General features: G+C 66.9%; 29 protein-coding genes and 2 tRNA genes. 17 read left to right on the top strand and 14 right to left on the bottom strand.

Annotated elements, in window-relative coordinates:
• Nucleotides 1-46: 46 nt before the first annotated feature.
• Nucleotides 47-1,021: a type I glyceraldehyde-3-phosphate dehydrogenase gene (locus MXB90_RS08555; RefSeq protein ID WP_250043624.1), complete on the top strand. Its 975-nt coding sequence runs from the start codon at nucleotides 47-49 to the stop codon at nucleotides 1,019-1,021.
• 113 nt (nucleotides 1,022-1,134) lie between these two features.
• Here the strand turns inward: MXB90_RS08555 and MXB90_RS08550 are convergent, their stop codons facing one another.
• Together MXB90_RS08550 and MXB90_RS08545 are read right to left on the bottom strand one after the other, a co-directional pair.
• The gene (locus MXB90_RS08550) at nucleotides 1,135-1,869 is read right to left on the bottom strand and encodes a pseudouridine synthase (RefSeq protein WP_250043622.1); all 735 of its coding nucleotides are present in this window, start codon (nucleotides 1,867-1,869) and stop codon (nucleotides 1,135-1,137) included.
• A 48-nt stretch (nucleotides 1,870-1,917) separates the two neighbouring features.
• Nucleotides 1,918-2,616, bottom strand: a complete 699-nt coding sequence (locus tag MXB90_RS08545) for a spermidine synthase (protein ID WP_250043620.1) — start codon at nucleotides 2,614-2,616, stop codon at nucleotides 1,918-1,920.
• Nucleotides 2,617-2,968: 352 nt separating this feature from the next.
• Between MXB90_RS08545 and MXB90_RS08540 the strand changes: the two genes are divergently transcribed.
• Nucleotides 2,969-3,982, top strand: coding sequence for an LLM class flavin-dependent oxidoreductase (locus MXB90_RS08540; protein WP_250043618.1), 1,014 nt, complete (start codon nucleotides 2,969-2,971; stop codon nucleotides 3,980-3,982).
• Between the two features lie 241 nt (nucleotides 3,983-4,223).
• Here the strand turns inward: MXB90_RS08540 and MXB90_RS08535 are convergent, their stop codons facing one another.
• From MXB90_RS08535 to MXB90_RS08510, 5 genes are all read right to left on the bottom strand, one after another.
• Nucleotides 4,224-5,300 carry a flavin monoamine oxidase family protein gene (locus tag MXB90_RS08535; protein ID WP_284040775.1) on the bottom strand — a complete coding sequence of 359 codons (1,077 nt, stop codon included), beginning with the start codon at nucleotides 5,298-5,300 and terminating at the stop codon, nucleotides 4,224-4,226.
• A gap of 13 nt (nucleotides 5,301-5,313) precedes the next feature.
• The gene (locus MXB90_RS08525; RefSeq protein WP_250043616.1) at nucleotides 5,314-5,997 is read right to left on the bottom strand and encodes a cupin domain-containing protein; all 684 of its coding nucleotides are present in this window, start codon (nucleotides 5,995-5,997) and stop codon (nucleotides 5,314-5,316) included.
• A gap of 163 nt (nucleotides 5,998-6,160) precedes the next feature.
• Complete coding sequence (locus tag MXB90_RS08520) at nucleotides 6,161-6,361, bottom strand: hypothetical protein (protein ID WP_250043614.1); 201 nt, start codon at nucleotides 6,359-6,361, stop codon at nucleotides 6,161-6,163.
• Between the two features lie 526 nt (nucleotides 6,362-6,887).
• Nucleotides 6,888-7,214, bottom strand: coding sequence for a hypothetical protein (locus tag MXB90_RS08515; protein ID WP_250043612.1), 327 nt, complete (start codon nucleotides 7,212-7,214; stop codon nucleotides 6,888-6,890).
• A 108-nt stretch (nucleotides 7,215-7,322) separates the two neighbouring features.
• A tRNA-Ile gene (locus MXB90_RS08510) sits at nucleotides 7,323-7,398 on the bottom strand.
• Nucleotides 7,399-7,549: 151 nt separating this feature from the next.
• Between MXB90_RS08510 and purM the strand changes: the two genes are divergently transcribed.
• Both purM and purN read left to right on the top strand, forming a co-directional pair.
• A complete protein-coding gene (purM, locus tag MXB90_RS08505) occupies nucleotides 7,550-8,608 on the top strand; it encodes a phosphoribosylformylglycinamidine cyclo-ligase (protein WP_250043609.1) in 1,059 nt (352 codons plus the stop codon).
• Nucleotides 8,605-9,192 (top strand): phosphoribosylglycinamide formyltransferase, encoded by a 588-nt coding sequence (gene purN / locus MXB90_RS08500; protein WP_250043608.1) that lies wholly within the window; start codon nucleotides 8,605-8,607, stop codon nucleotides 9,190-9,192. The genes purM and purN overlap by 4 nt, the downstream gene beginning before the upstream one ends.
• Nucleotides 9,193-9,267: 75 nt before the next feature.
• Here purN and MXB90_RS08495 read toward each other — a convergent pair whose 3' ends face one another.
• Nucleotides 9,268-9,696, bottom strand: a complete 429-nt coding sequence (locus tag MXB90_RS08495) for a SufE family protein (RefSeq protein ID WP_250043606.1) — start codon at nucleotides 9,694-9,696, stop codon at nucleotides 9,268-9,270.
• A gap of 121 nt (nucleotides 9,697-9,817) precedes the next feature.
• Between MXB90_RS08495 and MXB90_RS08490 the strand changes: the two genes are divergently transcribed.
• Nucleotides 9,818-10,306 carry a hypothetical protein gene (locus tag MXB90_RS08490; RefSeq protein WP_250043604.1) on the top strand — a complete coding sequence of 163 codons (489 nt, stop codon included), beginning with the start codon at nucleotides 9,818-9,820 and terminating at the stop codon, nucleotides 10,304-10,306.
• 77 nt (nucleotides 10,307-10,383) lie between these two features.
• Here MXB90_RS08490 and rnd read toward each other — a convergent pair whose 3' ends face one another.
• The 5 genes from rnd to MXB90_RS08465 form a co-directional block, all read right to left on the bottom strand.
• Nucleotides 10,384-11,538 carry a ribonuclease D gene (gene rnd / locus MXB90_RS08485; RefSeq protein WP_250043602.1) on the bottom strand — a complete coding sequence of 385 codons (1,155 nt, stop codon included), beginning with the start codon at nucleotides 11,536-11,538 and terminating at the stop codon, nucleotides 10,384-10,386.
• A 134-nt stretch (nucleotides 11,539-11,672) separates the two neighbouring features.
• Complete coding sequence (locus tag MXB90_RS08480) at nucleotides 11,673-12,023, bottom strand: RidA family protein (protein ID WP_250043600.1); 351 nt, start codon at nucleotides 12,021-12,023, stop codon at nucleotides 11,673-11,675.
• 89 nt (nucleotides 12,024-12,112) lie between these two features.
• Nucleotides 12,113-12,186, bottom strand: a tRNA-Gly gene (locus MXB90_RS08475).
• Between the two features lie 183 nt (nucleotides 12,187-12,369).
• Nucleotides 12,370-14,415 carry an ASKHA domain-containing protein gene (locus tag MXB90_RS08470; RefSeq protein ID WP_250043598.1) on the bottom strand — a complete coding sequence of 682 codons (2,046 nt, stop codon included), beginning with the start codon at nucleotides 14,413-14,415 and terminating at the stop codon, nucleotides 12,370-12,372.
• A 237-nt stretch (nucleotides 14,416-14,652) separates the two neighbouring features.
• Nucleotides 14,653-15,495 (bottom strand): AAA family ATPase, encoded by an 843-nt coding sequence (locus MXB90_RS08465; RefSeq protein WP_250043596.1) that lies wholly within the window; start codon nucleotides 15,493-15,495, stop codon nucleotides 14,653-14,655.
• A 250-nt stretch (nucleotides 15,496-15,745) separates the two neighbouring features.
• Between MXB90_RS08465 and dksA the strand changes: the two genes are divergently transcribed.
• The 7 genes from dksA (at nucleotide 15,746) to MXB90_RS08430 (ending at nucleotide 22,128) form a co-directional block, all read left to right on the top strand.
• The gene (gene dksA, locus MXB90_RS08460; protein WP_250043594.1) at nucleotides 15,746-16,171 is read left to right on the top strand and encodes an RNA polymerase-binding protein DksA; all 426 of its coding nucleotides are present in this window, start codon (nucleotides 15,746-15,748) and stop codon (nucleotides 16,169-16,171) included.
• A gap of 107 nt (nucleotides 16,172-16,278) precedes the next feature.
• Nucleotides 16,279-17,472 (top strand): FAD-dependent monooxygenase, encoded by a 1,194-nt coding sequence (locus MXB90_RS08455; protein WP_250043592.1) that lies wholly within the window; start codon nucleotides 16,279-16,281, stop codon nucleotides 17,470-17,472.
• Between the two features lie 99 nt (nucleotides 17,473-17,571).
• A complete protein-coding gene (locus MXB90_RS08450) occupies nucleotides 17,572-18,726 on the top strand; it encodes an ABC transporter substrate-binding protein (RefSeq protein WP_250043589.1) in 1,155 nt (384 codons plus the stop codon).
• Between the two features lie 79 nt (nucleotides 18,727-18,805).
• Nucleotides 18,806-19,720: a branched-chain amino acid ABC transporter permease gene (locus MXB90_RS08445; protein WP_250043587.1), complete on the top strand. Its 915-nt coding sequence runs from the start codon at nucleotides 18,806-18,808 to the stop codon at nucleotides 19,718-19,720.
• A complete protein-coding gene (locus MXB90_RS08440) occupies nucleotides 19,717-20,697 on the top strand; it encodes a branched-chain amino acid ABC transporter permease (RefSeq protein WP_250043585.1) in 981 nt (326 codons plus the stop codon). Before MXB90_RS08445 ends, MXB90_RS08440 begins: the two co-directional genes overlap by 4 nt.
• Nucleotides 20,690-21,442: an ABC transporter ATP-binding protein gene (locus MXB90_RS08435; protein ID WP_250043582.1), complete on the top strand. Its 753-nt coding sequence runs from the start codon at nucleotides 20,690-20,692 to the stop codon at nucleotides 21,440-21,442. Before MXB90_RS08440 ends, MXB90_RS08435 begins: the two co-directional genes overlap by 8 nt.
• Complete coding sequence (locus MXB90_RS08430) at nucleotides 21,439-22,128, top strand: ABC transporter ATP-binding protein (protein WP_250043580.1); 690 nt, start codon at nucleotides 21,439-21,441, stop codon at nucleotides 22,126-22,128. The genes MXB90_RS08435 and MXB90_RS08430 overlap by 4 nt, the downstream gene beginning before the upstream one ends.
• A 38-nt stretch (nucleotides 22,129-22,166) precedes the next feature.
• On the opposite strand, the gene MXB90_RS08425 is transcribed toward MXB90_RS08430, so the two are convergent.
• Nucleotides 22,167-22,763 carry a rhodanese-like domain-containing protein gene (locus tag MXB90_RS08425; RefSeq protein ID WP_250043577.1) on the bottom strand — a complete coding sequence of 199 codons (597 nt, stop codon included), beginning with the start codon at nucleotides 22,761-22,763 and terminating at the stop codon, nucleotides 22,167-22,169.
• Between the two features lie 186 nt (nucleotides 22,764-22,949).
• Between MXB90_RS08425 and MXB90_RS08420 the strand changes: the two genes are divergently transcribed.
• The 5 genes from MXB90_RS08420 to MXB90_RS08400 all read left to right on the top strand — a co-directional run bounded on the left by MXB90_RS08420 (nucleotide 22,950) and on the right by MXB90_RS08400 (nucleotide 26,967).
• Nucleotides 22,950-23,858, top strand: a complete 909-nt coding sequence (locus tag MXB90_RS08420) for a MurR/RpiR family transcriptional regulator (protein WP_250043575.1) — start codon at nucleotides 22,950-22,952, stop codon at nucleotides 23,856-23,858.
• Between the two features lie 59 nt (nucleotides 23,859-23,917).
• On the top strand, nucleotides 23,918-24,688 hold the full coding sequence (locus MXB90_RS08415; RefSeq protein ID WP_250043573.1) for an ABC transporter substrate-binding protein: 771 nt from the start codon (nucleotides 23,918-23,920) through the stop codon (nucleotides 24,686-24,688).
• Nucleotides 24,689-24,767: 79 nt separating this feature from the next.
• Nucleotides 24,768-25,481, top strand: a complete 714-nt coding sequence (locus MXB90_RS08410) for an ABC transporter permease (RefSeq protein WP_250043571.1) — start codon at nucleotides 24,768-24,770, stop codon at nucleotides 25,479-25,481.
• A complete protein-coding gene (locus MXB90_RS08405) occupies nucleotides 25,478-26,185 on the top strand; it encodes an ABC transporter permease (RefSeq protein WP_250043568.1) in 708 nt (235 codons plus the stop codon). The genes MXB90_RS08410 and MXB90_RS08405 overlap by 4 nt, the downstream gene beginning before the upstream one ends.
• Nucleotides 26,182-26,967, top strand: a complete 786-nt coding sequence (locus MXB90_RS08400) for an ABC transporter ATP-binding protein (protein ID WP_250043566.1) — start codon at nucleotides 26,182-26,184, stop codon at nucleotides 26,965-26,967. The genes MXB90_RS08405 and MXB90_RS08400 overlap by 4 nt, the downstream gene beginning before the upstream one ends.
• Nucleotides 26,968-26,980 lie beyond the last annotated feature (13 nt).

Here is a 26,980-nt window from a genome sequence, read left to right as displayed (position 1 = left end):
CCGCGGCGGGCATAGCCTCCGCCGCGAAACGGCGCGGAGGCGGATCATGCGGGTGTTCATCAACGGGTTCGGGCGGATCGGGCGGTCGGTGCTGCGCGCCTGGGCGCTGCGGCCCGATCGCTGGCCGGGGCTGGAGATCGCGGGCATCAACGACATCGCCGCGCCCGACATGTGCGCCTATCTGTTTCAATATGACAGCGTCTTTGGCCCGTTCCCCGGCACGGCCACGCTGGACGCAGGCGCGCTGGTTGTGAACGGGCGCGCGATCCCGCTTGCGCGCAGCGGCGACCTGTCGGGGCTGGACCTGTCGGGCGTGGATGTCGTGATGGAATGCACTGGCCGTGCTGACAGTGCGGCGGTGGCGGGGCGGGGCCTGGCGGCGGGTGCGCGGCGGGTGCTGATCTCGGGTCCGTCGGCGGCGGCGGACCTGACGGTGGTTCTGGGCGCGAATGAGGCGGCGCTGACCGATCAGCGCATCGTGTCCAACGCGTCCTGCACCACCAATGCGCTGGCGCCGCTGGCGCGGCTGATCCACGAAAACTGGGGCATCGTGACCGGATCGATGACCACGATCCATTGCTACACCGGCAGCCAGCCCACGGTGGATGCGCCAGCCGCCGATTACGCCCGGTCGCGCGCGGCGGCGCTGTCGATGGTGCCCACCACCACCAGCGCGCAGCGCTTGCTGGACCGCGTCCTGCCGCAGATCGCCGGGCGGATCGAGGGATCGGCCGTGCGGGTGCCCACGGCCAGCGTCTCGGCGGTGGATCTGGTGGTGATGACCGAACGTCCCGCGACCGTGGCGGCGGTCAATGCGGCCTTCCACGCGGCTGGCGGGGTGATCGGCGCCACCGATCTGCCGCTGGTATCATCCGATCTGCGGGCGCGGCCCGAAAGCATCATCATGGCCACGTCGGAAACGCGGGTCACGCAGGCCGGCATGCTGCGCGTGTTCGGCTGGTATGACAACGAATGGGGTTTTTCCAACCGCATGCTGGACGTGGCCTGCCGCATGGCCTGACGCAGCGGCACCAGCTACCAGCCCCGCCCGTGGCAGACGCTGCCTGAACCGCGACATCCGGCCTTGCAGCGCTGGGGAAGGCCCGCGACGCTTGGGGCGCAGGGCAATTGGGGTTACGCAAAGATCAATGCGATCTCTGCGTCCGTCAGCAGCTTCCACTGACCCGGGGCCATCGCGTCCGGTAACGTCAAACCGCCCAGACGTTCGCGGTGCAGGTCCTCGACGTGGTTGCCGGTGGCCGCGAACATGCGGCGCACCTGGTGATATCGCCCCTCGGTCACGGTCAGCAGGGCTTCGGTTGCCGAGACGACCGCCAGTTCGGCCGGCGCCAGGGGCTTGTCCTCGCCTTCCAGCATCAATTGACCCGAGGCAAACAGCGCGCCCTCGGTGCCATCAAGCGGGCGGGCCAGCTTGGCGCGATAGGTCTTCTTGACGTGGCGCCTGGGGCTGATGACCCGGTGCAGCAGGTCGCCATCATCGGTCAGCAACAGAAGACCTGTGGTTTGCTTGTCCAGACGACCGATGGTCGAGATCGCCGGTTCCCGCCGTCGCCACCGCGCGGGCAGCAGGTCATAGACCAGCGGCCCATCTTCCTTGTGCGAACAGGTCATCCCCAAGGGCTTGTTCAAAAGGATCACCAGACCCGCAAGCGGGTCGAGCGCTTCGCCGTCGATCTTCATGCGGGCGGGCAGATCCGGCGTGACGGGGATGCGTTTGCTGACATCCCGAAGCGGGGCCGCGTCCAGCGTGATGCCGCCCGCCCTGGCCAGCCGCGCCATTTCGTTGCGCGAGCCATAACCCATCGAGGACAACAACTTGTCAACGCGCGATGTCGGAACCTTGACCATTGCTTCCTGCCCCCAAAACTGCCCGGACCGCCCGTGCCCGCCCCCCTCTCAGGCGGCCTTGCGCCTGTGTAACAGGGCCGCGTCCCGGCTGCAGCTATAGATGTGATGCGTGGCGTCGCCCCGCCCGGGCACCAGCGGAATATCCTCGCGCAGCCAGGCCCAGGGGTGGGCGGAAAGCCGGCCTTCAAATTCGGGCGAGGCGGTGGCCGACCAGAAAACCGCCAATCCCCCTTGGGTCAGCGCCTTGGCCACCATCGCAAGGCCGGTGTCGTGGTAAAGCCCGGTGTTTTCGGTCCGGACCAGGACATCGGGGCCATTGTCCGTATCCAGCAGGATCAGGTCATAGGCCCCGGGACTTTGCGCAAGATGCGCCTGCACATCCTCGATCCGCAGGTGGGTGCGCGGATCGTCCAGCGGGTGATCCGCCAGATGCGCCAGCGGGCCACGGTTCCAGGCGGCGACCTCGGGGATCAACTCACAGACCGTGACGCGTGCATCCGCGGGCGCAAGATCCAGCACCGCGCGCAGGGTGAAGCCAAGCCCCAGCCCCCCGATCAGGATCTTGCGGGCGCGAAAGTCCATCCGGCGCAGGCTGCGCCGGGCCAGCTGATCCTCGGACTGGTGGTTAAGGTTCGACATCAGCTCGATCCCGTTATAGCGGATTTCGAAGATCGCACCGCGCTGGCGCAAAAGAATGTCATCCCCCGACGCCGTCCCGGCGCGGGCAAGGGTGGTCCAGAAAGTCATGTCAGATCCTGCAAGGCAGCGCCCCACGCGCGGCGGCGGGGGCAATCAAAGGTTCAGGTCAGATCCGGGTTGCCAAGCGCGTCATGCGATCCGGCAACCCTTAGACATTGTTTGCCCTGAAGCCGACAAGCAGGGGAAAGATGGCCGAGAGATTGGAATAGGGGGTCATGGTCCAGCCCGGCCAGGAAAGGTCAACGTTGGTGTCAATACCGCGCGCATCCTAAGATGCTTTGCGCAAAAGGCAACCGCCCCGCCCCCGCATGACGCCTCGCGCAGGACCCGGTGGCCGAACCGGCCAAATCCCCTTGGCCTTGGCGCGCAGGATGATTAGCTTGGTCCGGACGGAGGTTTGATGCAGCATTTTTCACTTCTTGACCTGTCCCCCATCCCCGAGGGGCACACCGCAGCCGATGCGCTGGCGGCGACCGTCGATCTTGCCCGCGCGGCCGAAGGCTTCGGCTATCACCGCTATTGGCTGGCCGAGCATCACAACATGCCGGGCATCGCCAGTGCCGCCACCGCCGTGCTGATCGGCCATGTGGCAAGCCAGACCCGAAGGATGCGGATCGGCGCAGGCGGCATCATGCTGCCGAATCACGCGCCGCTGGTCATTGCGGAACAGTTCGGCACGCTGGCGACGCTGTATCCCGGGCGGATCGATCTGGGGCTGGGGCGCGCGCCCGGCACCGACATGGCCACGGCCCGCGCCTTGCGCCGCCATATGGCGCCCGAAGACAGCTTCCCCCACGATGTGCAGGAACTGATCGGCTATTTCGGCAATGGCAATGGCACCGCCGCCGCGCCCGTGCGCGCCATCCCGGGAACCGGCACCCATGTCCCGGTCTGGATCCTGGGATCCAGCCTTTATGGTGCGCAGCTGGCGGCCTATCTGGGCCTGCCCTATGCCTTTGCCTCGCATTTCGCCCCCGCCATGCTGGGCCAGGCGCTGGAGGTGTATCGTCGCAGCTTCCGGCCCTCGGATCGGCTGGAACGACCCTATGTGATGATGGCGGCGGGCGTCTGTGCCGCCGACAGCGATGACGAGGCGGCATTCCTGCGATCGTCACAGATGCTGGCCTTCGCGCGGCTGCGCACGGGGCAGCCCGGCAAGCTGCCGCACCCGACCCGCGATCTGGATCGCGACATCCCCGCGCCGATCCTGGCCCAGGTGCGTCAGGCCCTGTCCTGTTCCGCCACCGGCGCGGCCGCGACGGTGCGCGACCAGCTTGCTGCGCTGATCGACACCTTCCGCCCCGATGAGCTGATGATCACCGGAATGATCCACGACCACACAGCCCGGGTCCGTTCATTCGAGATTGCGGCCGATGTCCTGACGGACCTGTGCGAAAAGCCCCCGGCGGCCTGAAGTTGCGGAACCCAACGTCTCTGCGAGAAATCATCAGCTCAACTTGGTGACAAGCACCTCCGCCTGCTTCAGCACCGTCCTCACGGACGCGGCCAAGCGACCCGGCGGATCGCCTTTTCGCTTGGTGGGGATCGAAATGCCGCCAGATTACGCGACTGTCTGCAACGGGTCGAATGGTCACGCCTTTCGCGAAGGACCCCAAGTCGACCGCGGTTGTGCATGCGCAAACCCGGCCAGAGTTCTACAAACCCAGAACCCGGGCGACAGCCAGCTCTGACGCCTCCACCGCCCCTGTCAGATAACCGGGCTCGACCGGGCTTGTTTCACTGCCCGCCATGATCAGGCGCCCCGCCCAGTCGCCGGTCACCCAATTCCCCGGCCAAGGCGCGGGGTGGCCCGTGGGTGTGCGATCGGCAACCGTGGCCGTCCAGGGGTCGGCGGCCCAGTCCATGACCAAGGTCGCGCGGGGTGCCGCAGCCTCGGGGCCGAAGAGCCGCGTGACTTGCTGGATCACCGCGCGGGTCAGGGCGTCCTCGCCGATTGTAGCGCGGTGTGTGGCGGGCACAGCGGCAAAGCCGAACAGGGCTGCTTTGCCGCTGGCCGTGGTCGCATCATGGATTTCGGCCAACGGGCCGACCAGGCTTTGCGCCATGCCCGAAAAACCCGCCTCGCGCCAGAATGGGCGGTCGTAAAGGACCATCACCTTGGCATGCGGGGCCATCCAGGTCGCCGTGGCCTTCCACCGCGCAAGGTCTTGCGGCCGGGGCGCTGGGTGCAGCGCGACCTTTTCCGCCAACAGGCGCGGCGGCATGGCCACGATGACATGTCGGGCTTCAAGCCTCTGCCCGCCCGCCGTCACCTCGACCCCAGCGTGACCAAGACGAAGGGCGGTGACCGGCGTGCCAAACTGCAGCGCCGCCTGCGGAAGGTCACGCAACAGGGCGCGCACCAGTGCCGCCGTCCCGCCGACAAGGCGCATTGACGGCGGCTCTTGCGCCATGCCCGGCATGCAGTGCGGGCTTTCGCCCCTCCTGCGTTCAAAGACAAAATCGCCTGTGCTGTGCTGGGCAAAGCTGGGCAGACCAAGCGCGGCCACCAGATCGCCGATCCCGGGCTGCATCTGCGGCCAGAACCAGGAGGGGCCAAGGTCAAAGCCATCCTCGGCTGGCACCCCTGACGCATCCACCGTCAGGATGCGTCCACCGGCCCGATCGCGTGCCTCGAAAAGCTGAAAGTCCACCCCGGCCCGGTGCAGCAGCCGCGCGGCGTTCAGGCCGGCAAGGCCTGCGCCGATGATGGCGACGGTTGTCCTGGTCATTCCCGCCCCCGGATCAGACCGGCATCGTCAGCACATCGGGGTGCTGAAGGGGGGCATCCTTGATCCAGATCTTGGCCCCCTCGGCGCCAGCCGTCGCGGTCAGATCCTGGCCTGCGGGCAGACGCCCCCATCCTTGCGCCGACAGGGTCGCCTGCCCCTCGACGGTCATGCTGCCCGACAGGACCAGAAACTCCAGCCCGCGGCGGTTCGGGACCGTCACCGCGGCACCCGCGGCCCAGCTTTCGATCACGACCCTCTCGGCCCCATCATCGAACAGCTGGCGCGACGCGGCAACGCCTTGGCGCGGGGGCAATGGGTCCCCCTCGCCCGGCTGCCGCACGATCTGCGCCCCGTCCCCCTGCCGGAATTGCCAAAGTCGCACGAAGATCTCGCAGCCCTCGGCCGCGGCGGGGCTGTGTGCGGTGCCGGGCGGGTTGCGAAAATAGCTGCCCGCAGGATAGTCGCCATGTTCATCCTGAAACGTGCCGGACAGGACCAGGATCTCCTCGCCCCCGGAATGCACATGCGGGGGAAAGGCACTGCCCGCGGCATAGCGCACGATGGATGTGGCGCGTGCAACCTCGGCCCCTTCCCGATAGAGCATCCGGCGATCCACGCCGGCAGCGGGGCTTGGCACCCATTCCATCGCCCCGGCATCCAACATGACGGGTTTTGTCAGGTCTTCGTTGATCTTCATGGCGCGGCCCCCAGTTGTTCACATGGGCTATATAGGCGGCACTTCACGTTCGGAAATGCCCGGGTTCCGCAGGGACATCGAACATGCCTGGCGTATTTTCGTGTTCCCTTGCCACGCAGCCATCTGGCCGCGCGTTCTCTCGCTCTGCTGACACCACCGGCGATCATCGGGCTTCCAGGAGCTCGAAATCATCATCCTGCAGATCGACAGGGGTTCGAAACGCAATCACGTTGCTGTCCGAGCCACCCCACGGGACAATGATCTGCGTATCGATCTTGGCGCCGCGGCGTCGGAGCTGCTGCAGAAATATCTTGAAGTGATACGACCGCAGGCGCTGTTGCCTGGGTATGGGGACAACCTGCATTTTTTCCGAAACAGAACCCACAGCAGTTCAAACCGGGGCCGCGCGAAGACACTAAGGCACTGCCGGATGTCCAGACGCTGCTGGGTCGCCGGGATACCCAGACCACGATCACCGACGATGCGGCCATCGATAAAACCCGCCCGTCATCACCCAAAGCCGCCCTTCGCCGCAACCGCCCGAGGACGAAGACCTGTGGATGAAGGAAGGCAGCTGCAGGTGCAGGGCAAGAAGGCGTTTGCCGCGATCCTGACGCCTTCCTCGGTCCCGACACCAAGGAAACCCAACGCCTTGATGACCATGTCGCGCGTTTTGGCAAAGCGCCGAGACGAAGCAGAAGAAAAAGCTGAACACTGGCTCTCTGGGCGCGTTTGTAGCCAATATCTGGCGTGCCGTCCAAGTCGAGGGTCGCGACCGCTCGGGCAGTACCCTCATGCACGGCCTTGGTCCCGCGAATGACCAGATGATCAATGGGCGTCTTTCAATTTTCTGGCAGCCTGCAAAAAAGGGACCTGCATTCGTTTCGATGTCAATTCTTGACGATCTCATGGAGGAGCTTGCTCGCGATGAGATATGCGCCGCAACCTGGCCTGCATGGGAAGATGGCAAGGCCCTCGCATCGCCAGAGGGCCGGTGGAGCAGGGTCCGGAAATAGGTCGTCCAAGCTAGTCTTGCCGATCGTCAGGGCAAAGCAGGTCGCTCTCAGCATGGAATTCGGACAGGCCACCGCGGGTGAACTCGTCACGTGTGGTTCGACACAATATGAATTCATGTCGACGATGGCCCAGTCAGCGGCGAAGACGTCCGAAATCGACACAGAAGGCGTCGAGCGGACCGGGTTTGCAGCCTTCGCCATGGGGCGTCGCCGGTTGTTTTCAATCGGTCCCAAGATGGACTATGACGATGATGTCGTGGTCCGGAATCCCAATCAAGCCTTTAAAAAGAAATTGTTTTTGTGTTGGTTTGGTAGGCCCGGAGGGACTCGAACCCCCAACCAAGGCGTTATGAGCGCCCTGCTCTGACCATTGAGCTACAGGCCCCCAAGGTCTGATCCTTGCCTAGCAGATTGCCGCGCCGGGTCAAGAATATCGGCGGTGCAAGAATATCGGGCCGTTCGGGCCATATCCGTTGCCCCCGCGCGGTCATTGCGCTAAGGCGCGGGCAACGGGGTTTCAGGCGGAGTTCGCGACGATGAGCACGGGCGCAAGTGAGGGCAAGAACGGGCTGACCTATGCCGATGCAGGCGTCGATATCGATGCGGGCAATGCATTGGTGGAACGGATCAAGCCGGCGGCGAAACGCACCGCGCGCACGGGCACGATGTCGGGCTTGGGCGGTTTCGGCGCGCTGTTCGATCTGAAGGCCGCGGGCTATACCGATCCGGTGCTGGTCGCCGCGACCGATGGCGTGGGCACCAAGCTGCGCATCGCGATCGACACCGGCAATGTCGACACGATCGGCATCGATCTGGTGGCGATGTGCGTGAACGACCTGGTCTGCCAGGGGGCCGAGCCGCTGTTCTTCCTGGATTACTTTGCCACCGGCAAGCTGGATGTCGATCAGGCTACCCGCATCATCAACGGCATCGCCGAGGGCTGCGCGCAATCGGGTTGCGCGCTGATCGGGGGCGAAACGGCGGAAATGCCGGGCATGTATCACAAGGGCGACTTCGACCTTGCCGGCTTTGCCGTGGGTGCGATGGAACGCGGCGCCGATCTGCCCAGTGGCGTGCAGGCGGGCGATGTCCTGCTGGGGCTGGGCTCGAACGGGATGCATTCCAACGGCTATTCCTTCGTGCGCAAGGTGGTTGAACTTTCCGGCCTTGGCTGGGACGCCGCCGCGCCCTTCGCCGAGGGCAGCCTTGGCGCGGCCCTGCTGGCGCCGACCCGGCTCTATGTCAAACAGGCGCTGGCGGCGGTGCGGGCGGGCGGCGTGCATGCGCTGGCCCATATCACCGGCGGCGGGCTGACCGAAAACCTGCCCCGCGTCCTGCCCGAGGGGCTTGGCGCGACGATCGACCTGTCGTCCTGGCAGCTGCCGCCGGTCTTCCGCTGGCTGGCCGAAACCGCGAATATGGCCGAGGCTGAACTCCTCAAGACCTTCAACTGCGGCATCGGCATGATCTGCGTCGTCGCCCCCGACCGCGCCGAGGCGCTGCGCAACCTGCTGGAAACGCAGGGCGAAATTGTCACCGTGATCGGCACCGTCACCGAAGGGCAGGGCGTCAGCTATCGGGGCCGCCTGCTGTGAAACGCGTCGTCATCCTGATCTCGGGGGGCGGATCGAACATGATCCGCCTGGTCGAGAGCATGGTGGGCGATCATCCGGCGCGGCCGGTTCTGGTGGTGTCGAACGATCCTGCGGCCTCGGGCCTGGAAAAGGCCGCGGCGCTTGGCGTGCCGACGGCGGTGGTCGATCACCGCCCCTTCGGCAAGGACCGCGCCGCGTTCGAGGCCGAACTTCTCAAGCCGATTCTCGCCGCCGAACCCGACATCCTGTGCCTTGCGGGGTTCATGCGCGTGCTGACCCCGGATTTCGTGAACCGCTTTGCCGGGCGGATGCTGAACATCCACCCCTCGCTTTTGCCGAAATATCCGGGCCTGAACACCCATGCCCGCGCGATCGCGGCGGGCGACACGCAGGCCGGCTGCACCGTGCATGAGGTGACGCCCGTTCTGGATGACGGCCCGATCCTGGGCCAGGCGCGGGTGCCGGTGGAACCGGGCGACACGGCTGATACGCTGGCCGCGCGCGTGCTGAAAATGGAACATCAGCTCTATCCGGCCGTCCTGCGCCGCTTCGCCGCGGGCGATCGCAGGCCCATTACTCTCTGACCGCTTCTTCTTGGCCCAAATACTCCCGCCGGAGGCGCCCACAGGGGCTGCCCGCACGCGGGCGGGCAGGGGCGTTCAGCCCGCCGCCGTTTCCGCCGCCAGTTTCCGGATGCGTTCGACCATCGCGCGCAGCCCGTTCGACCGCTGCGCGGACAGGTGATCGTTCAGCCCCAGCCGGCCCAGTTCCGCGGCGGCATCGACCTGGCCCACCTCGGCCACCGTCAGCCCGGCATACAGCGCATGCAGCACCGCGATCAGACCGCGCACGATCATTGCATCGCTTTCGCCCTGAAAATCGAACCGCGCGCCGGGGCCGGTGCCGTCAATCCGCGGCAAAAGCCAGACCTGGCTGGCGCAGCCTTCCACCTTGATCGCGGGCACACGCAGCGCCTCGTCCAGCGCGGGCATGGCGCGGCCCAGTTCGATCACATGGCGATAGCGGTCTTCCCAGTCGTCCAGGAATTCGAAGGTCTCGGCGATCTCCTCAAAGGCGGGGGTGGCCATGGCGCGTTCCTTTTTCCGGTTTGCCTTGTGCTAGCGCCGGCGTGGCCCAAGGTCCAGTGGCGGCCTTTTCAAAACCCTTCCGATCGGCTACCCAAGGGGGGCAATTGCACCCGGAGGGCCCATGACGTCGAAGCTTCCCGTCCTGCTCGCGCTGTCTGTGGCGCTGTCGCTGTCCGGGTGTGACCGGGTCGGCGAAAGCCGCCTGAACCCGTTCAACTGGTTTGGCCGGTCCGAAGCCGCCCCGGCGGCGGTCGTGCAGACCGATACCGGGCGGCCGGGCGATGCGCGCGCGCTGGTGGCCGAGGTCACCCGGCTGGAGGTCCGCCAGACCCCCGGCGGCGCGATCATCTTCGCCGCCGGATTGCCGCCGACCCAAGGCTGGTGGGATGCCGAACTGGTGCCCGAAAACGACGGGCTTCCGGTCGATGGCGTGCTGACCTATCGCTTTGCCCTGGCCGAACCGGCCCCCGGCACACCCGCCGCCACGCGCGTATCCACCCCGCAATCGCGTGAGGTGACGGTGGCCACGCATCTGTCGACCATCCGCCTGGCCGGGGTGCAGCGCATCGTGGTGACCGGCGCGGGCAATTCGCGCGCCGTCAGCCGCTGAACCCGGCCCCGCCGCCGCCCCGGTGCATGGGCCCGGGGCGCGTTTTGTGTCGTGACAGGCCGGGACGCGGGCCGGGGCTAGGCCACCACCACCCGCACTGCGCCGCCCGCGGCGGTCAGGGCGATTTCCCCACGCGCCAGGCGCAGCGCGTCGTGGCCAAAGACCTCATGGCGCCAGCCGGTCAGCGCGGGCACGTCGCGTTTGCCCGCCGCGATCCGGTCCAGATCCGATGACGTCGCGATCAGCTTGGCGGCGACGCCCGCCTCTTCGGATTTTGCCTTCAGCAGCACCCGCAGCAGATCGGCCAGCGCGGTGTTGACCTGCAGCTGGGCGGCTTCCTCCTCGACCTTGGGGAAGGTTTCGGGGCGGGCCTCAAGCCCGGCTTTCACTGCGGCCAGGATGCCATCGGCAATGTCACCGCGGCGCGCCTCGCGCAGCAGCAGGCGCGACTTTCCCAGTTCCTCCAGCGAGGTCGGCTTGGTCGAGGCCAGTTCCAGCAGCGCATCATCCTTGAAGATGCGCGAACGGGGGATGTTGCGGGCCTGGGCATGGGCCTCGCGGAAGCGCGCCAGTTCGCGCACGATCGCCAGGAACCGCCCCGAGGTGGTGCGTGTCTTGACGCGCTGCCAGGCCTCTTCGGGGCGGGTGATATAGGTTTCGGGTGACAGCAGGATCGCCTCTTCCTCCTCGACCCAGGCTTCGCGGCCGGATTTCTGCAGCTCTTTGGACAGGAATTCATAGATCACCCGCAGATGGGTCACATCCGCCAGCGCATAGACCAGCTGCGCCTCGGTCAGCGGGCGGCGCGACCAGTCGGTGAACCGCGACGTCTTGTCCAGCGCCTGACGCGCGATCTTCTTGACCAGCGTTTCATAGCCCACCTGTTCGCCAAAGCCGCAGACCATCGCGGCGATCTGGGTGTCGAACAGCGGCTTGGGGAAGACCCCGGCTTCGGTAAAGAAGATCTCCAGGTCCTGGCGGGCGGCGTGGAACACCTTGACCGTGCCTTCATGGCGGAACAGGTCATAGAGCGGCTCCAGCGACAGGCCATCGGCCAGCGGGTCGACCAGCACGGCCGCGCCGTCCTTGCCCGGCAGCGCCATCTGCACAAGGCAGAGCTTGGACCAATAGGTCCGTTCGCGCAGGAATTCGGTGTCGACGGTGACGTAGGCTTGGGTTTTCGCCTGTTCGCAAAAGGCGGCAAGGGCGTCGGTGGTGGTGATGGTCTGCATCAGGGGCTTTCTTTCGTCGCGGGGTCATCCCGCCGGTTCGATCCCTTTAGGCGAGCGGCGCGTGAATGAAAAGCGCGCACCGCCCATTGCGGGGCCCATTGCGGGGAACAGGGCGCACGGGCCCGCCCCGTCGGTCAGGCCTGCGCGGCGGTGACGATGATTTCCACGCGATAATCCGGGGTGGCCAGCTTGGCCTCGCCGGTGGCGCGGGCGGGGCAGTGGCCCTGCGGCACCCAGGCATCCCAGACCGCGTTCATCTCGGCGAAATCGGCGATATCGGCCAGCCAGATCTGCGCCGACAGGATGCGGGTCTTGTCCGACCCGGCCGCGGCCAGCAGCCGGTCGATCGAGGCCAGGATTTCGGTGGTCTGTTCGGTCACGCTTTTGCCCGGCGCGCCGACCTGGCCGGCAAGCCAGATCATGCCGTTGTAGACCACGGCCTCGCTCATGCGGGCGCCGCATTCGATGCGTTTGATATCGGCCATCGCCGTCTCCTGTCCGTTGAGATTGTGCGACGGTGATAGCGAAAGGCGCAGGCCCAAGCCAGCGGGAAAGATCGGCAGGTTTCGGGGGATGGAGCGGGTGAAGGGAATCGAACCCTCGTCTTCAGCTTGGGAAGCTGCGGCTCTACCATTGAGCTACACCCGCGTGGGTGGGACAGGTAAGCGATGGCGCGGGCGACGTCAAGCGGGGGCGCGCGGCGGGGCGGGAAAAATGGCGCCCGACAGGGGCGGCGGGCAAGCGGGGGGCGGGCAAGGGGGCTGTCTGCCCCCTCTGGCCTGCGGCCATTCACCCCCGAGGATATTTCTGCAAAGCCGAAAGGCGCGCGCGTCAGCCCCGGCGGCGCCGGCGCCCGCCCCCTTCGCCGCCCGATCCGGTGTTGCCCGATCGGGTGTTGAAAGCCACATCCGGCAGGGTCACAACCCGGGCCAGTTCCGGGAAGGGGGCGGTGGCGTGGGGCAGGGCGCTGGCGGCGACGAAATGGTCCTGGAATCGTGGCTCGATCGCGGTTTCGATCTTGGTGATGCGTTTGACCTGCGCCTCGATCGCGCGCCGCGCGCTGACCGAACACAGCGCCATGCGCGCGCCCGTTCCCGCAGCATTGCCCGCCGAGGTGACGGCCGCCAGCGGCACATCGGGGATCATCCCAAGGATCATCGCGTGTTTGGGGCTGATGTGGGCCCCGAAGGCGCCGGCCAGCACGACCCGGTCCACCCGGTCGACGCCCATTTCATCCATCAACAACCGCGCGCCCGCGTAAAGCGCCGATTTGGCCAGTTGGATCGCGCGGATGTCGCCCTGGGTGACGGTGATGCGCGGCCCGCCTGCTGCGCTGGCATCATGGATCACATATTCTTGGGTGCGCCCGGTCGGCTGACAACGCGCGCTGCCCACCTGTTCGGCCGATCCGATCAGCCCGCTGGCATCGACGACGCCGGCGGCGCGCATTTCGGCCACCGCCTCGATGATGCCCGATCCGCAGATGCCGGTGATGGCGGGGGCGGCGCTGGCAAAGCCGGGCGCATCGGACCACAGATCGCATCCGATCACGCGAAAGCGTGGCTCTTTGGTGGCGGGGTTGATCTCCAGCCGTTCTATCGCGCCGGGCGCGGCGCGCTGGCCCGAGGAGATCTGCGCGCCTTCGAAGGCGGGGCCGGTGGGCGAGGAACAGGCCAGCACCCGGCTGCGGTTGCCCAGCAGGATTTCGGCATTGGTGCCCACATCCAGGATCAGCGTCAGGGCGTCCTGCGATTCGGGCGCCTCGGACAGGGCAACCGCGGCGGCATCAGCGCCGACATGGCCCGCGATCAAGGGCAGGATATAGGCGCGTGCTGCGGGCGCGATCGTGGTCAGGCCAATCTCGGCGGCGCGGATCGACAGGCTGTCCGAACTGGCCAGCGCGAAGGGCGCCTGACCCAGTTCGACCGGGTCGATCCCCAGCAGCAGATGATGCATGACCGGGTTGCAGACGACGGTCGCCTCGACAATCGCATCCGCCGTCACACCGGCCTCGTCCGCCAGCACCCGGCCAAGCGCGGCCAGCGCGTTCTGCACTGCGGCCGTCATATCCCGCGCGCCGGTGGGGGTCATCATCGCATGGGACACGCGGCTCATCAGGTCTTCGCCAAAGCGGATCTGCGGGTTCATCATCCCCGACGAGGCCAGCACCCGGCCATCGCCAAGATCGACCAGATGGCCCGCGATGGTGGTCGAGCCCAGATCGATCGCCAGACCGAACAGCGGGCCTTCGTGATAGCCGGGCCAGATCCCGATCAATCGGGGCGGGCCCATATGGTCGTGATGGATGGCACAGGTCACCTGCCAGCCGCCCTTGCGCAGGCTGGCCTGCAGTTTGCGCAAGACATCAAGGTCGGCGTGCAGATCACTGATACTCCACTGCTCTTTCAGGGCTGCGGCAAGTCTTTGAAAATCACCTGTGGGGTCATGCATGTCGGGGGCGGCCACCTCGGCAAAACAAAGCCGTGTCGCTGGGTCCATCTGCATCACCCGCTCGGTGGCGGATTTCCGGATCACTTGGCGATGCACCTGGCTTTCGGGCGGCACGTCCAGCACGACATCGGCCATGATCCGCGCCTGGCAGCCAAGGCGGCGCCCCGGCGGCAGGCCGCGGACCCGGTCATAGCGATCCTCGACCGCGTTCGGGGGCGAAAGCGCCGCAGCACCCACCGTGATGCCATGCTTGGGAAATGCGCCAAATGCGGGCGCCACCTGGCATTTCGAACAGATGCCGCGGCCGCCGCAAACCGAATCAAGATCGACCCCCAGCTGCCGCGCGGCCTGCAGCACCGATGTGCCGATCGCCACGCGACCCCGCTTGCCCGACGGGGTGAAGATTACCAGCGCGTCATCGCTCATCGCTTGCCCCCTTCGCCTTCATCCGGTTCTAGGTCGAAGCTGGGTGGGGCCATGGCCCGGGCGCGACCGCATGTGGTGTGAATGCGTCATACCGGGGCATGGGGGGCGCTGCCCCCCGTCGCTGCGCGACTCCCCCCGAGGTATTTGTGGCAAGGTGAATGGGTGTCTTTCATCTTGCCCGAAATACCTCGGGGGTGAATGGCCGCAGGCCAGAGAGGGCAGAGCCCCCTGGTGCGCCTAGCGCCCCTGGCGCCGGGCCATGAAGGCAAGGCGTTCGAACAGGTGCACGTCCTGTTCGTTCTTCAGAAGCGCGCCGTGCAGCTTGGGCAGCAGGCTTGCCCCGTCGCGTTTCAGATCCTCAGGGGTCAGATCCTCGGCCAGGAGCAGCTTGAGCCAGTCCAGCACTTCCGAGGTCGAGGGCTTTTTCTTCAGGCCCGGCGTTTCCCGGATTTCATAGAACTGGGTCAGCGCGGTGGTCAGCAGCGCGTCCTTGATGGCGGGGAAATGCACGGCCACGATCTGGCGCATGGTTTCGGCATCAGGGAAGCGGATGTAGTGGAAAAAGCACCGGCGCAGGAAGGCGTCGGGCAATTCCTTTTCATTGTTGGAAGTGATGATCACCACGGGGCGGTGGCGGGCGCGGATTGTCTCGCCGGTCTCATAGACGTGGAATTCCATCCGGTCGAGTTCCTGCAGCAGGTCATTGGGGAACTCGATATCGGCTTTGTCGATTTCGTCGATCAGCAGCACCACCTTGCCGGGCGCATCGAAGGCCTGCCACAGCTTGCCCTTGCGGATGTAGTTCTTGACGTCATTGACGCGGGCATCGCCCAGCTGGCTGTCGCGCAGGCGGCTGACCGCGTCATATTCATACAGGCCCTGCTGCGCCTTTGTGGTGGATTTGATGTTCCATTCCACCATCGGCAGGCCCAGGCTGGCCGCGACCTGGCGGGCCAGTTCGGTCTTGCCGGTACCCGGCTCGCCCTTCACCAGAAGGGGCCGTTCAAGGGCCACCGCGGCATTCACGGCCACGGTCAGATCCTGGGGGGCGACATAGGTCTCGGTCGATTGGAAACGCATGCGCGGGGCTCCGTCATGGGGGCTGCACGGGGGTGCGGCCGGGGGGCGGCGCTGGGATGGCCGCGGGTTGCGGCGCGACACTAGCGGGGTGCAATCGCGCTCGCAACCCGTGGTGTGGTGGACGGCGTGGGCGGGCGTGAACCGAAGATTTAGGGGTAGTGACAACCCCCGACACATCGGGTATTAGCCCGCCGAGACGTGGCGGTTGACCGGATGGATCATCGCACAGACCGGCTTCAAGGAGGGCTCAATGGTGAAACCCGAGAATTTCCTTCCCGAGGATTACCGCCCAGCCGAAGACGAACCCTTCATGAATGACCGGCAGCTGGAATATTTCCGGCGCAAGCTGATCGCCTGGAAGAACGAGCTGCTGGAACAATCGGCCGAAACGCTGGAGGGGCTGGCGGAATCGGCGCGCAACGTGCCCGACATCGCCGACCGCGCCAGCGAGGAAACCGACCGCGCGCTGGAATTGCGCACCCGCGACCGTCAGCGCAAGCTGGTGTCCAAGATCGACGCGGCGCTGCGCCGGATCGACAATGGCGAATACGGCTATTGCGAGATGACGGGCGAGCCGATCAGCCTGAAGCGGCTGGATGCGCGCCCGATCGCGACGATGACGCTGGAAGCGCAGGAACGGCACGAGCGGCGCGAGCGCGTTCACCGCGACGACTGATCCGCGGCGCCCTGATCTGGCGCGGTTTGATCTGGCGCAAGGACGTCATGCCACCGGGCCCGCAGGGTGCCGGTGGTTTTGCTTTCTAGGGGCCCCTTCGGGGGGCGATGCGGATGGGGGGGCATGTGCTGATCGGCAAGAGGATCACGGTGCTGGGTGCGGGCGTTGCGGGCTTGGCGGTGGCGCGCGCGCTGGCGCTGCGCGGGGCCGAGGTGACGGTTCTGGAACAGGCCGAGGCGATCCGCGAGGTGGGCGCGGGGGTGCAGATCTCGCCCAACGGGGTGCGGGTTCTGCGCGCGCTGGGCCTAGGCGATGCGCTGGCGGCGGCGGGGCCGCGATCCGTCGGGGTCGAGATGTTCGATGGCGAAACCGGCACGCGGGTTGCGCGGCTGGATCTGGCCCGTCTGCGCCCGCGCGATGCGTATCACCTGGTGCATCGCGCCCGTCTGATCGACCTTCTGGCCGAGGGCGCGCGCGCCGCGGGCGTTCAGATCCGCCTGCTGCAGCGCATTGATCGGGTGGAACTGGGCGATCATCCCCCCCGTCTGGTCACGGCGCAGAATGGCGTGGCCGAGGTGGACCTGCTGATCGGGGCGGACGGGCTTCATTCGAAGGTGCGCGAGGCGCTCAATGGCCGCGTGGCGCCCTTCTTCACCCATCAGGTCGCCTGGCGCGCGCTGATCCCGGCCGAGGTCGATGCCCGCCCGGTGGCGCAGGTCTTCATGGGGCCGGGGCGGCATGTGGTCAGCTATCCGCTGGGGGGCGGGCTGCGCAACATTGTCGCGGTCGAGGAACGCCGCCGCTGGGTCGAGGAAAGCTGGAACCTGCGCGATGATGCGCTGACGCTGCGCGCGGCCTTTGCCGATTTCTGCCCGCTGGTGCGTGGCTGGCTGGATCAGGTCGAGGATTGCTGGCTTTGGGGCCTGTTCCGCCATCCGGTCGCGGCGCAGTGGCACGGGCGGGGGGCGGTGATTCTGGGCGATGCGGCGCATCCGACCCTGCCATTTCTGGCGCAGGGCGCGGTCATGGCGCTGGAGGATGCCTGGGTTCTGGCCGAGGCGCTGGCCGGGCATGACAGCACTGAGGCCGGCTTTGCCGCCTATCAGGCCGCCCGCGCGCCGCGCTGCGCGGCCATCGTCGAGGCCGCCAACCGCAACGCGCGCAACTATCACCTGTCGGGGATCAGCCGGTCGGTTGCGCATCTGGGGCTGCGCGCGATTTCCGGGCTGGCGCCGGACAAGCTGTTGGGCCGGTTCGACTGGATTTATGGCCATGACGTCACCGGGGGCGCGGGGGGCTGATCCCTGCGGGTTTTGCGCGGGCAGGGCCGCAATAGGCCCGACAGCGTGGACAGCGGCGCGAATCTGCGCGATGACAGGCCAAACATCAGGGAGCGAGAGATGGCTTTGAAAACAGCACTCATGGGCGGCATCGCGGCGATGGCGCTTGGGTTCGGGGCATTGGCGGCACAGGCCGAGGGGGTGAAGGTCGGCATGATCACCACGCTTTCCGGCGGGGGCGCGGGGCTGGGCCTTGATACGCGCGACGGGTTTCTGCTGGCGCTGAAACAGGCGGGCGAGGCGGGCAGCAAGGTCGATCTGATCATCGAGGATGACCAGCAAAAGCCCGACGTGGCGGTGCAGATCGCCGACAAGATGATTCAGTCCGACAAGGTCGATCTGCTGACCGGGATCGTCTGGTCGAACCTGGCGATGGCGGTGGTGCCCGCGGCCACGGCGCAGGGGCGGTTCTACCTGTCCACCAATGCCGCGCCCTCGGCTCTGGCGGGGGCGGGCTGCAACCCGCTGTATTTCTCGGTCTCCTATCAGAACGACAACCTGCATGAGGCCGCGGGCGCCTATGCAGCGGATGCCGACATCGCCAAGGTGTTCATCATGGCCCCGAACTACCCCGCGGGGCAGGATTCGCTGGCGGGCTTCAAGCGGTTCTACGACGGCGAGGTCGTGTCCGAGGTCTATACCCAAGTCGGCCAGACCGATTATGCCGCCGAAATCGCCCAGATCCGGGCCAGCGGCGCGGACGCGGTGTTCTTCTTCCTGCCCGGCGGCATGGGCATTGCCTTCATGAAGCAATATGCCGAATCGGGGGTGGACATTCCGCTGATCGGCCCGGCCTTCAGCTTCAGCCAGGATATCCTGCCGGCGGTGGGCGATGTGGCGCTGGGCAAGATCAACACCGCCAACTGGTCGCCCGATCTGGACAATGCCGCCAATGCGGGCTTCGTCGAAGGCTTCCGCGCCGAATATGGCCGGCTGCCGTCCATCTACGCGGCCTATGGCTTTGACACGGCGAATCTGCTGCTGTCGGCTCTGGCGCGCGCCGATGTCACCGACAAAGACGCGTTCCGCACCGCCCTTGCCGCCGCCGATTTCGCATCCGTCCGGGGCAAGTTCGCCTTTGGCCGCAACCAGCACCCCGTGCAGGACATCTATGTCCGCGAGGTGGTCAAGGACGGCGACGTGCTGACCAACCGCATCATCGGCACCGCGATGACCGACCGCGCCGACGCCTATGGCGATCAGTGCGGGATGTAGGACCGAGCTTCGGCGTGTCGGGCGGGCCGGGTGCTTCCGGCTCGCATGACAGCCCGCGACGGCAGGAGAGAGGCGCGTGATGTTGCTGGCCGAGCAGGCGTTGAATGGCCTGCAATACGGGATGATGCTGTTCCTGATGGCGGCGGGGCTGACGCTGGTGTTCGGCGTCATGGGGCTGATCAATCTGGCGCATGGCGCGCTCTATATGGTTGGCGCCTTTGCCTGCGCGGCGGTGGCGGGGGCGACGGGGTCGTTCTGGCTGGGACTGGGCGCCAGCCTGGCCGCCGCGGCCGCGGCCGGTGCGCTGGTGGAACTGGCGGTGATCCGGCGGCTTTATGCGCGCGACCATCTGGATCAGGTGCTGGCGACCTTCGCGCTGATCCTGGTGTTTTCCGAGGGCACGCGCTGGCTGTTCGGGGCCTTTCCGCTGTATCTGACGCTGCCGCCGGCGCTGTCGGGGGCGGTGACCCTGCCCGGCGGGCTGCAATATCCGCTGTTCCGGCTGGTGATCATCGGCCTGGGCGGGGCGGTGGCGCTGGGCCTGTTCTGGCTGATCGGGCGCACGCGGCTGGGCATCCGCATCCGCGCGGGCGAGGCCGACCGCGAGATGATCGGCGCGCTGGGTGTTGATATCGCACGGCTTTACACGATTGTCTTTGCGCTGGGCGCGGGTCTGGCGGGGCTGGCCGGGGCGCTGGTGGGCACGATCCAGTCGGTGCAGGTCGGCATGGGCGAGCCGGTGCTGATCCTGGCCTTCGTGGTGATCGTGATCGGGGGCATCGGCTCGATCAAGGGGGCGCTGGTGGGCGCGCTGATGGTGGGCATGACCGACACGCTGGGCAAGGCGTTGCTGCCGGGGCTGCTGGCGCGGGTGACGGATGCGGCCAGCGCCAATGCGGTCGGCTCGGCGCTGGCCTCGATGCTGATCTACATCCTGATGGCGGCGGTGCTGATCGTGCGCCCGCAGGGCCTGTTCGGGGTGCGCGCAGGATGACCCGCGAAACCCTGGTCAATCTGGTGATCCTGGCCGCGCTGATCGGCACCGCGCTGGTGGCGCAGGCGCTGGGCGAGGGGTTCGTGGTGACGCTGGCCACCAAGGCCGCCATTTTTGCGCTGGCCGGGGTGGGGCTGAACCTGGCGCTGGGCTTTGGTGGGATGGTGTCGCTGGGGCATGCCGCCTTTTTTGGCATCGGCGGCTATGTTTGCGCGATCCTGGCCAGCCATGCGGCCAGCGGCCAGCCGGTGGCGGTGCTGCCCTTCACCATCGCGGGCACGAATGAAATGCCCGCGATCTGGCCCGTGGCGATGGCGGTTTCGGGGCTGGCGGCGGGGCTGATCGGGGCGCTGTCGCTGCGCACCACGGGGGTCTATTTCATCATGGTCACGCTGGCCTTCGCGCAGATGATCTATTACTTCGCCGTCAGCTGGCCGCGCTATGGCGGCGATGACGGGCTTAGCTTTTATGTCCGCAACAGCTTTCCGGGGCTGAACACCTTTGACCCGATCCAGTATTTCGCGATCTGCGCCACGCTGCTGGTGCTGGCGCTGGGGGTCTGCGCGCTGATCCTGCGCGCGCGCTTTGGCCTGGCGCTGGAAGGCGCGCGCCAGAACCCCGCGCGGGCGCAGGCGCTGGGCATCCGGCCCTATGGGCTGCGGCTGACGGCCTTCGTGCTGTCGGGGATGATCGTGGGGCTGGCGGGCGCGCTTTATGCCGATCTGAACCGCTTTGTCAGCCCGGCGATGCTGTCGTGGCACATGTCGGGCGAGATCATGGTCTTCGTGATCCTGGGCGGGGTCGGGCGGCTGTGCGGCCCGGTGGCGGGGGCGGCGATCTATATTTTGCTGGAACATCTGCTGGGCGGGGTCAGCGATTACTGGCAGGTGCTGCTGGGGCTGTTGCTGCTGGGGATCGTGCTGTTCGCGCCCGGCGGCCTGGTGGGGCTGATCGCGCCCAGGCGGCGCCATGTCTGAGCCGATCCTGGAGCTTCGCGACTTGCGCAAGCGCTTTGGCGCGCTGGTGGCCACCGATGGCGTCAGCCTGACCCTGCGCCCGGGCGAAATTCACGCGCTGATCGGCCCCAATGGCGCGGGCAAATCCACGCTGATCAAACAGATCCTGGGCGAGATCCGCCCCGACGCGGGCACCATCCGCTTTGAGGGGCAGGCGATCGACGGGCTGGATGTGCCCGCCCGCGCGCGGCTGGGGCTGGCCCGCAGCTTTCAGGTGTCCTCGGTGGTCCCGGGCTTCAGCGTGCTGCAAAACGTGGTGCTGGCGGTGGCCGGGGCCAGCGGGCGGATCTATCAGTTCCACCGCCCCGCGCTGCGCGATCCGGCGCTGGTCGAACCGGCGGTGTTTCACATCCGCCACGCGGGTCTGGCGGGGCGTGAAGGGGTTCTGGCCTCGGATCTGTCGCATGGCGAACGGCGCAAGCTGGAAATCGCGATGGCGCTGGCGCTGCGTCCGCGCGCCTTTCTGCTGGATGAGCCGATGGCGGGCATGGGCCTGGAAGGCGCGCGCCAGCTGACCGCGATCCTGTCCGACCTGCGCGCCGAGGCGCCGATCCTTTTGGTCGAACATGACATGGACGCGGTCTTTGCCCTGGCCGACCGGATTTCGGTGCTGGTCTACGGGCGCATCATCGCCACCGGCACCGTGGCCGAAATCCGCGCCGACCCCGAGGTGCGCCGGTCCTATCTGGGCGAGGATGCGCCATGACCGATCTTGTGCAAATCGACCATCTGTCCGCCTTTTACGGCCCGGTTCAGGCGCTGTTCGATGTCTCGCTGACCCTGGCCGAGGGCGAGGTGCTGGCGCTGATGGGGCGAAATGGCATGGGCAAGACCACCACGATCCGCGCGCTGTGCCGGCTGCTGCCCCATGCCGGGGGGGGCTTGCGCTTTGGCGGGGTGGACCTGACCGGCCTGCCTGCCCATCGCGCCGCCCGGCTGGGCATCGGTCTGGTGCCCGAGGGGCGGCGCTGTTTCCTGCCGCTCAGCGTGGCGGAAAACCTGACCGTCGCGGCGCGCCCCGGACCCTGGGATATGGCGCGGGTCTGTGCGCTGTTCCCGCGGCTGGCCGAACGGATGGGGCAGGTGGCGGGCACGCTGTCGGGGGGCGAACAGCAGATGCTGGCGATCGGGCGGGCCCTGATGACCAACCCGCGCCTGCTGGTGCTGGATGAGGCGACCGAGGGGCTGGCCCCGGTGGTGCGTCAGGAAATCTGGCAGGCGGTGCGCCAGCTGAAGGCCGACGGCCTGTCGATCCTGCTGGTCGACAAATCCCTGCGCGAGATTGCCGCCGTCGCGGACCGGGCGGTGATCCTGGAACGCGGCGCCAGCGTCTGGAACGGGCCGCTGGCCGATCTGGGCCCGCAGCTGGCCGATCGCTATCTGGGCGTCTGACTGCGGCGCCTGACTGCGGCGCTTGATCGGCGCGGGCGTCAGCCTTGTCCGCCCGCCACCGTCAGCCCCAGAAGCCGCCAGACCTGCATCCCGCCACGATACCAGAAGATCCGCTCCGCCGGGTAACCGGCGGCGATCATCGCGCGGATGGCGGTGGGTGACTGGCCGCACCAGATGCCGTTGCAAAACAGCGCGACGGGCCGCGCGTCGGTGCAATCCCAGCCGTCGAAGTCGATTTCACAGCCCAGCCGGGCCAGTTCGTCGGTCATCTGCGTATAGGGGATGGAGATCGCGCCCGGGATCGTGCCGCCCTGAAACCAGTCGGGGGTGCGGCTGTCGACCACCACGGCCTCGGGGTCTTGCAGCATCGCCAGCAATTCCAGCTCGCCTATGGTGGTGACGCCTTCGGCGGCGACCATCGGCTGGATGCAGAAATCCGGGCAGGGCCGCGAGGTGCGCGCCCATTCGCCGCTGATCTCATGCGCGGGGTCCTGGATGCGGGAAATCTCGACCGGGCCAGCGTCGGTGGTAATGGTCACGCGGGGCAGGTCCTTGCCGATGCCCACGCTGACATCCTGCGCCAGGGCAGGGCCGGCCAGAAGCGCCAGGATGGCGGGCAGACAGGTGATGCGCATGATGCGGTCTCCTTTCATCGGATGCGGGGCGCGCGGCACCGGCGGGCCGGGCCGCCCGGACCCGACCAGCATAGGCGCCGGGGGGGGCGGGTGTCACCAGTGGCGGGGCTTTGTGCAAGTTTCTTGACAGAACTCTCCCTTTGGCGGTTAACTTGCAAAATCCTGCGTCATCCCCGGAGCCCGCCCTTGACCCAGCCCCTGCGCAGCCGCCTTGCCCAAGCCGCCCGGGACGGCTCGCGCGCGGAACGGGCGCTGGCGACCTTCATGGCCCATGCGCTGGCCGATCTGCCCTTTGAAACCGCCGCAAGCCTGGCCGACAAGGTCGGCGTCAGCGAGGCGACGGTAGGCCGGTTCTGCCGCGCGCTGGGATATGCCAATTTCCGCGATCTCAAGGATCATCTGAAGGAAGACATCGGGGACGGCCCCTGGCTGATCGCCGATCGTCTGGCGGACCTGCGCGCCCGCGCGGGGCAGGGCGGGGCTGTGGCCGGGCACGCCACCGACACCGGCCCCCATGCCCAGGCGCTGGAACTGGAAATGGCGGGCCTTGTGCAGGTGCATGAAATGCGCCGCCGCCCCGATTGGCCGGGGCTGGTGCGCAGGCTGGCCCATGCCCCGCGCGTCTTCGTGGCGGGGTTTCAGACCGAACGCGGCATGGCGCAATATTTCTGCGCGCAGCTGCAATATGTGCGCGACGGGGTGCAGATGCTGGACCTGGCCGCGGGCAATTTTGCCGAGCTTCTGGCCGCGGACGCGCCGGGTGCGGCCCTGGTGATCTTTGAGGCGCGGCGCTATTCGCGGCTGGCCAAGGTGCTGGCGCAGCAGGCGCGCGCGGCGGGCATCAACGTCACGCTGATCACCGATCAGTTCTGCACCTGGGGCGCCGAGACCAGTGATGAGCTGTTCGCCGTGCCCACCCAGTTCGCCCAGTTCTGGGATTCGACCGCGATGATGGCGATCCTGGGCAACCTGCTGATCAACGACATCTTTCTGGAACTGGGGCAGGGCGCCGAACACCGCCTTTCCCGCATCGCCCGCCTGTATGGCGGTTTCATCGGACATGTCGGCGACCCTGTGGCGCCGGTGGTGAAATGACCCCGACCCCTGACAAAGACGACCCAACCATAACAAACCACCCAACACGGAGTAATCGAATGATCCGCAAGATCGCCCTTCTTCCCCTGCTGGCCGGCCTGATCGGCACGACGGCCGCGGCCGAAACCCTGCGCCTTGGCACCGAGGGCGCCTATCCGCCCTTCAACTATATCGAAAGCGACGGCACCATCGCGGGCTTTGACGTCGAGATCGGCCAGGAATTGTGCAAGCGCATTGGCGCCGAATGCGAGGTCGTGGCCCAGGATTGGGATGGCATCATCCCCGGCCTTCTGGCCAAGAAATACGATTTCATCATCGCCTCGATGTTCATCACCGAAGACCGCAAGCAGCAGGTCGATTTCACCGATCCCTATTACATGGCGGCGATGACCCATGTGGTGCCGAAAGATGCGGGCATTACCGAATTCACCAATGAGACGCTGGCCGGCAAGGTCATCGGCGCGCAATCGGGCACGACCCAGGCCGATTACATCACCGCCACCTATCCCGATGCCGACATCCGCCTTTATCCGACCCAGGATGAGGTGAACCTGGACATGGTCAGCGGGCGCATCGATCTGCAGGTGGGCGACATGCTGCCGATGCTGGACTGGACCACCAAGTCCGAGGACGGCGCCTGCTGTGAACTGGCCGGTGAGCCGATCACCGACCCGGCCTTTGTGGGCGAGGGTGTGGGCATCGCGCTGCGCCAGGAAGCTGACGATCTGCGCGAACGCCTGAACACGGCCCTGCAGGAGATCCGCGCCGATGGCACCTACAAGGCGATCAATGACAAGTATTTCGCCATCGATGTCTACACGATGAAGTAAGCGCCCCTGCGGGTGCGACCGCCGCCCCCGTGGGCCGGGGGCGGTGGCCTGGCGCCCCGTTGCGGCGAAGGACAGGGCGATGATGGATCTGTTTGCCTATGGCGATGCCGGCTGGGGGGATGAAATCCTGCGCGGTCTGGGCATGACGGTGCGGCTGGCGCTGGTCACGCTGCCGGTGGGGCTTGGGATCGGCTTTGCGATTGCCTTCGCCTCGATGGCGCGCAACCCCGCCCTGCGGGCGCTGGGGGTGGGCTATACCACGCTGATGCGCGGCCTGCCTGAAATTCTGACGCTGTTCGTCGTCTATAACGGGGCGGGGCTGGCGCTGAACGCGGCGATGGGCTGGATTGCGCCGGGCGCGGGCCCGGTCGATTTCAGCCCCTTTGCCGCGGGCGTTGTGGCGCTGGGCATGGTCTTTGGCGCCTTCGCCGCCGAGGTGATCCGCGGCGCCTTTGCCGCCCTTGACCCCGGCCAGATCGAGGCGGGGCTGGCCGTGGGCATGCGCCGGGGCCAGATCTTCTGGCGCATCAAACTGCCGCAGATCTGGCGCTTTGCGCTGCCGGGCCTGGGCAATCTGTGGATCAACCTGCTGAAAGACACGGCGCTGGTGTCGATCATCGCGCTGGATGATCTGATGCGCATGACCAAGGTGGCGGTGGGGGTGACCAAGCAGCCCTTCACCTTCTATCTGGTCGCCTGCCTGATCTATTGGGCGCTGTGCCTGATGTCCGAAGTCGTGCTGGCGCGGCTGGAACGGCGGGCCAATCGCGGCGTGCGGGGGCTGGGCGCATGAACCCGATCGCCATCCTGCTGGACAATGGCCCGCGCCTTTGGGACGGCGCGTTGATGACGCTGCAGCTGACCGGGCTGGGCGCGCTGATCGCGGCGGCGGTGTCGCCCTGGCTTGCGCTGTGGCGCGCCTATGGGCACCCGCTGGCACAGGCGCCCTTGCGGCTTTACATCTCATTCATCCGCGGCACGCCGATCCTGGCGCAGCTGTTTTTGGTCTATTACGGCGCGGGGCAGTTCCGGGCCGAGCTGACCTCGCTTGGCCTGTGGGGCTTTTTCCGCGACCCGTTCAACTGCGCGCTTCTGGTCTTTGCGGCCAATTCCACCGCCTATCAGACCGAAATCCTGCGCGGCGGCATTCAGGGCGTGCCCCGCGGCGAGATCGAGGCCGCGCGCGCCATCGGCATGGGCCGGGCGCTGCTGCTGCGCCGGGTGATCTTTCCCCATGCCTATCGCATCGCCTGGCCGGCGCTGGGCAATGAGGCGATCTTGCTGATGAAAGCCTCGGCGCTGGCCTCGGTGGTGACGGTCTTTGAGCTGATGGGGCGCACCCGGCAGGTGTTTTCCCGCAGCTTCGATTTTTCCGTCTACCTCTGGGCGGCGCTGATCTATCTGGCGATCACCGCGGCCTTTGTCGTGATCTGGCGCATCGCCGAACGGCGGCTGTCGCGCCATCTGGCGGCCCGCGCGAAAGGAGCCCATCCATGACCCCCCCGATCGTTTCCCCGACCGGCGCCGCGCCCGAAATCATCGTGCAGGCCGATGATATCCGCAAATCCTTTGGCCAGATCGAGGTGCTCAAAGGCGTCTCGCTACAGGCGCGCAACCATGATGTGATCTCGATCCTCGGCGCCTCGGGGTCGGGCAAATCGACCTTTCTGCGCTGCCTGAACTTTCTGGAAACGCCCAGCTCGGGCAGGGTCACGGTGCATGGGCAGGAAATCGTGGTGCGCAACGGCCGCCCGCAAGATCCCCGCCAGGTGGAACGGCTGCGCACCCGGCTTGGGATGGTGTTTCAGCAGTTCAACCTGTGGTCGCACCGCACCGTTCTGGAAAACGTCATGGAAGGCCCGGTGCTGGTCAAGCGCCTGCCCCGCGCGGAGGCGCGCGACAAGGCCGAGGCGCTTTTGCTGCGCGTGGGGCTGGGCGAACGGATGCAGATGTATCCCGCGCAACTGTCGGGCGGCCAGCAGCAGCGCGTGGCGATCGCCCGCGCGCTGGCGATGGAACCCGATGCGATCCTGTTTGACGAACCGACCTCGGCGCTGGACCCCGAACTGGTGGGCGAGGTGCTGAAGGTCATGCAATCGCTGGCCGAAGAAGGGCGCACGATGATCGTGGTCACCCATGAAATGGCCTTCGCGCGCGAGGTTTCGACTAGGGTGGTCTTTTTGCACGAAGGCCGCGTGGCCGAACAGGGCCCGCCCGAGCAGATGTTCACCGACCCCCAAAGCGACGCCTTCCGCCGCTTCATCGCCAAGATCCGCTGACCCCAGACGAAAG

The sequence above is a fragment of the Phaeovulum molybdatiresistens genome (genome assembly GCF_023544865.1).
Lineage (GTDB): Bacteria > Pseudomonadota > Alphaproteobacteria > Rhodobacterales > Rhodobacteraceae > Pontitalea.
The sequence above is the reverse complement of the archived record's forward strand: the minus strand, read 5'-3'. Positions and strand labels throughout refer to the sequence as shown.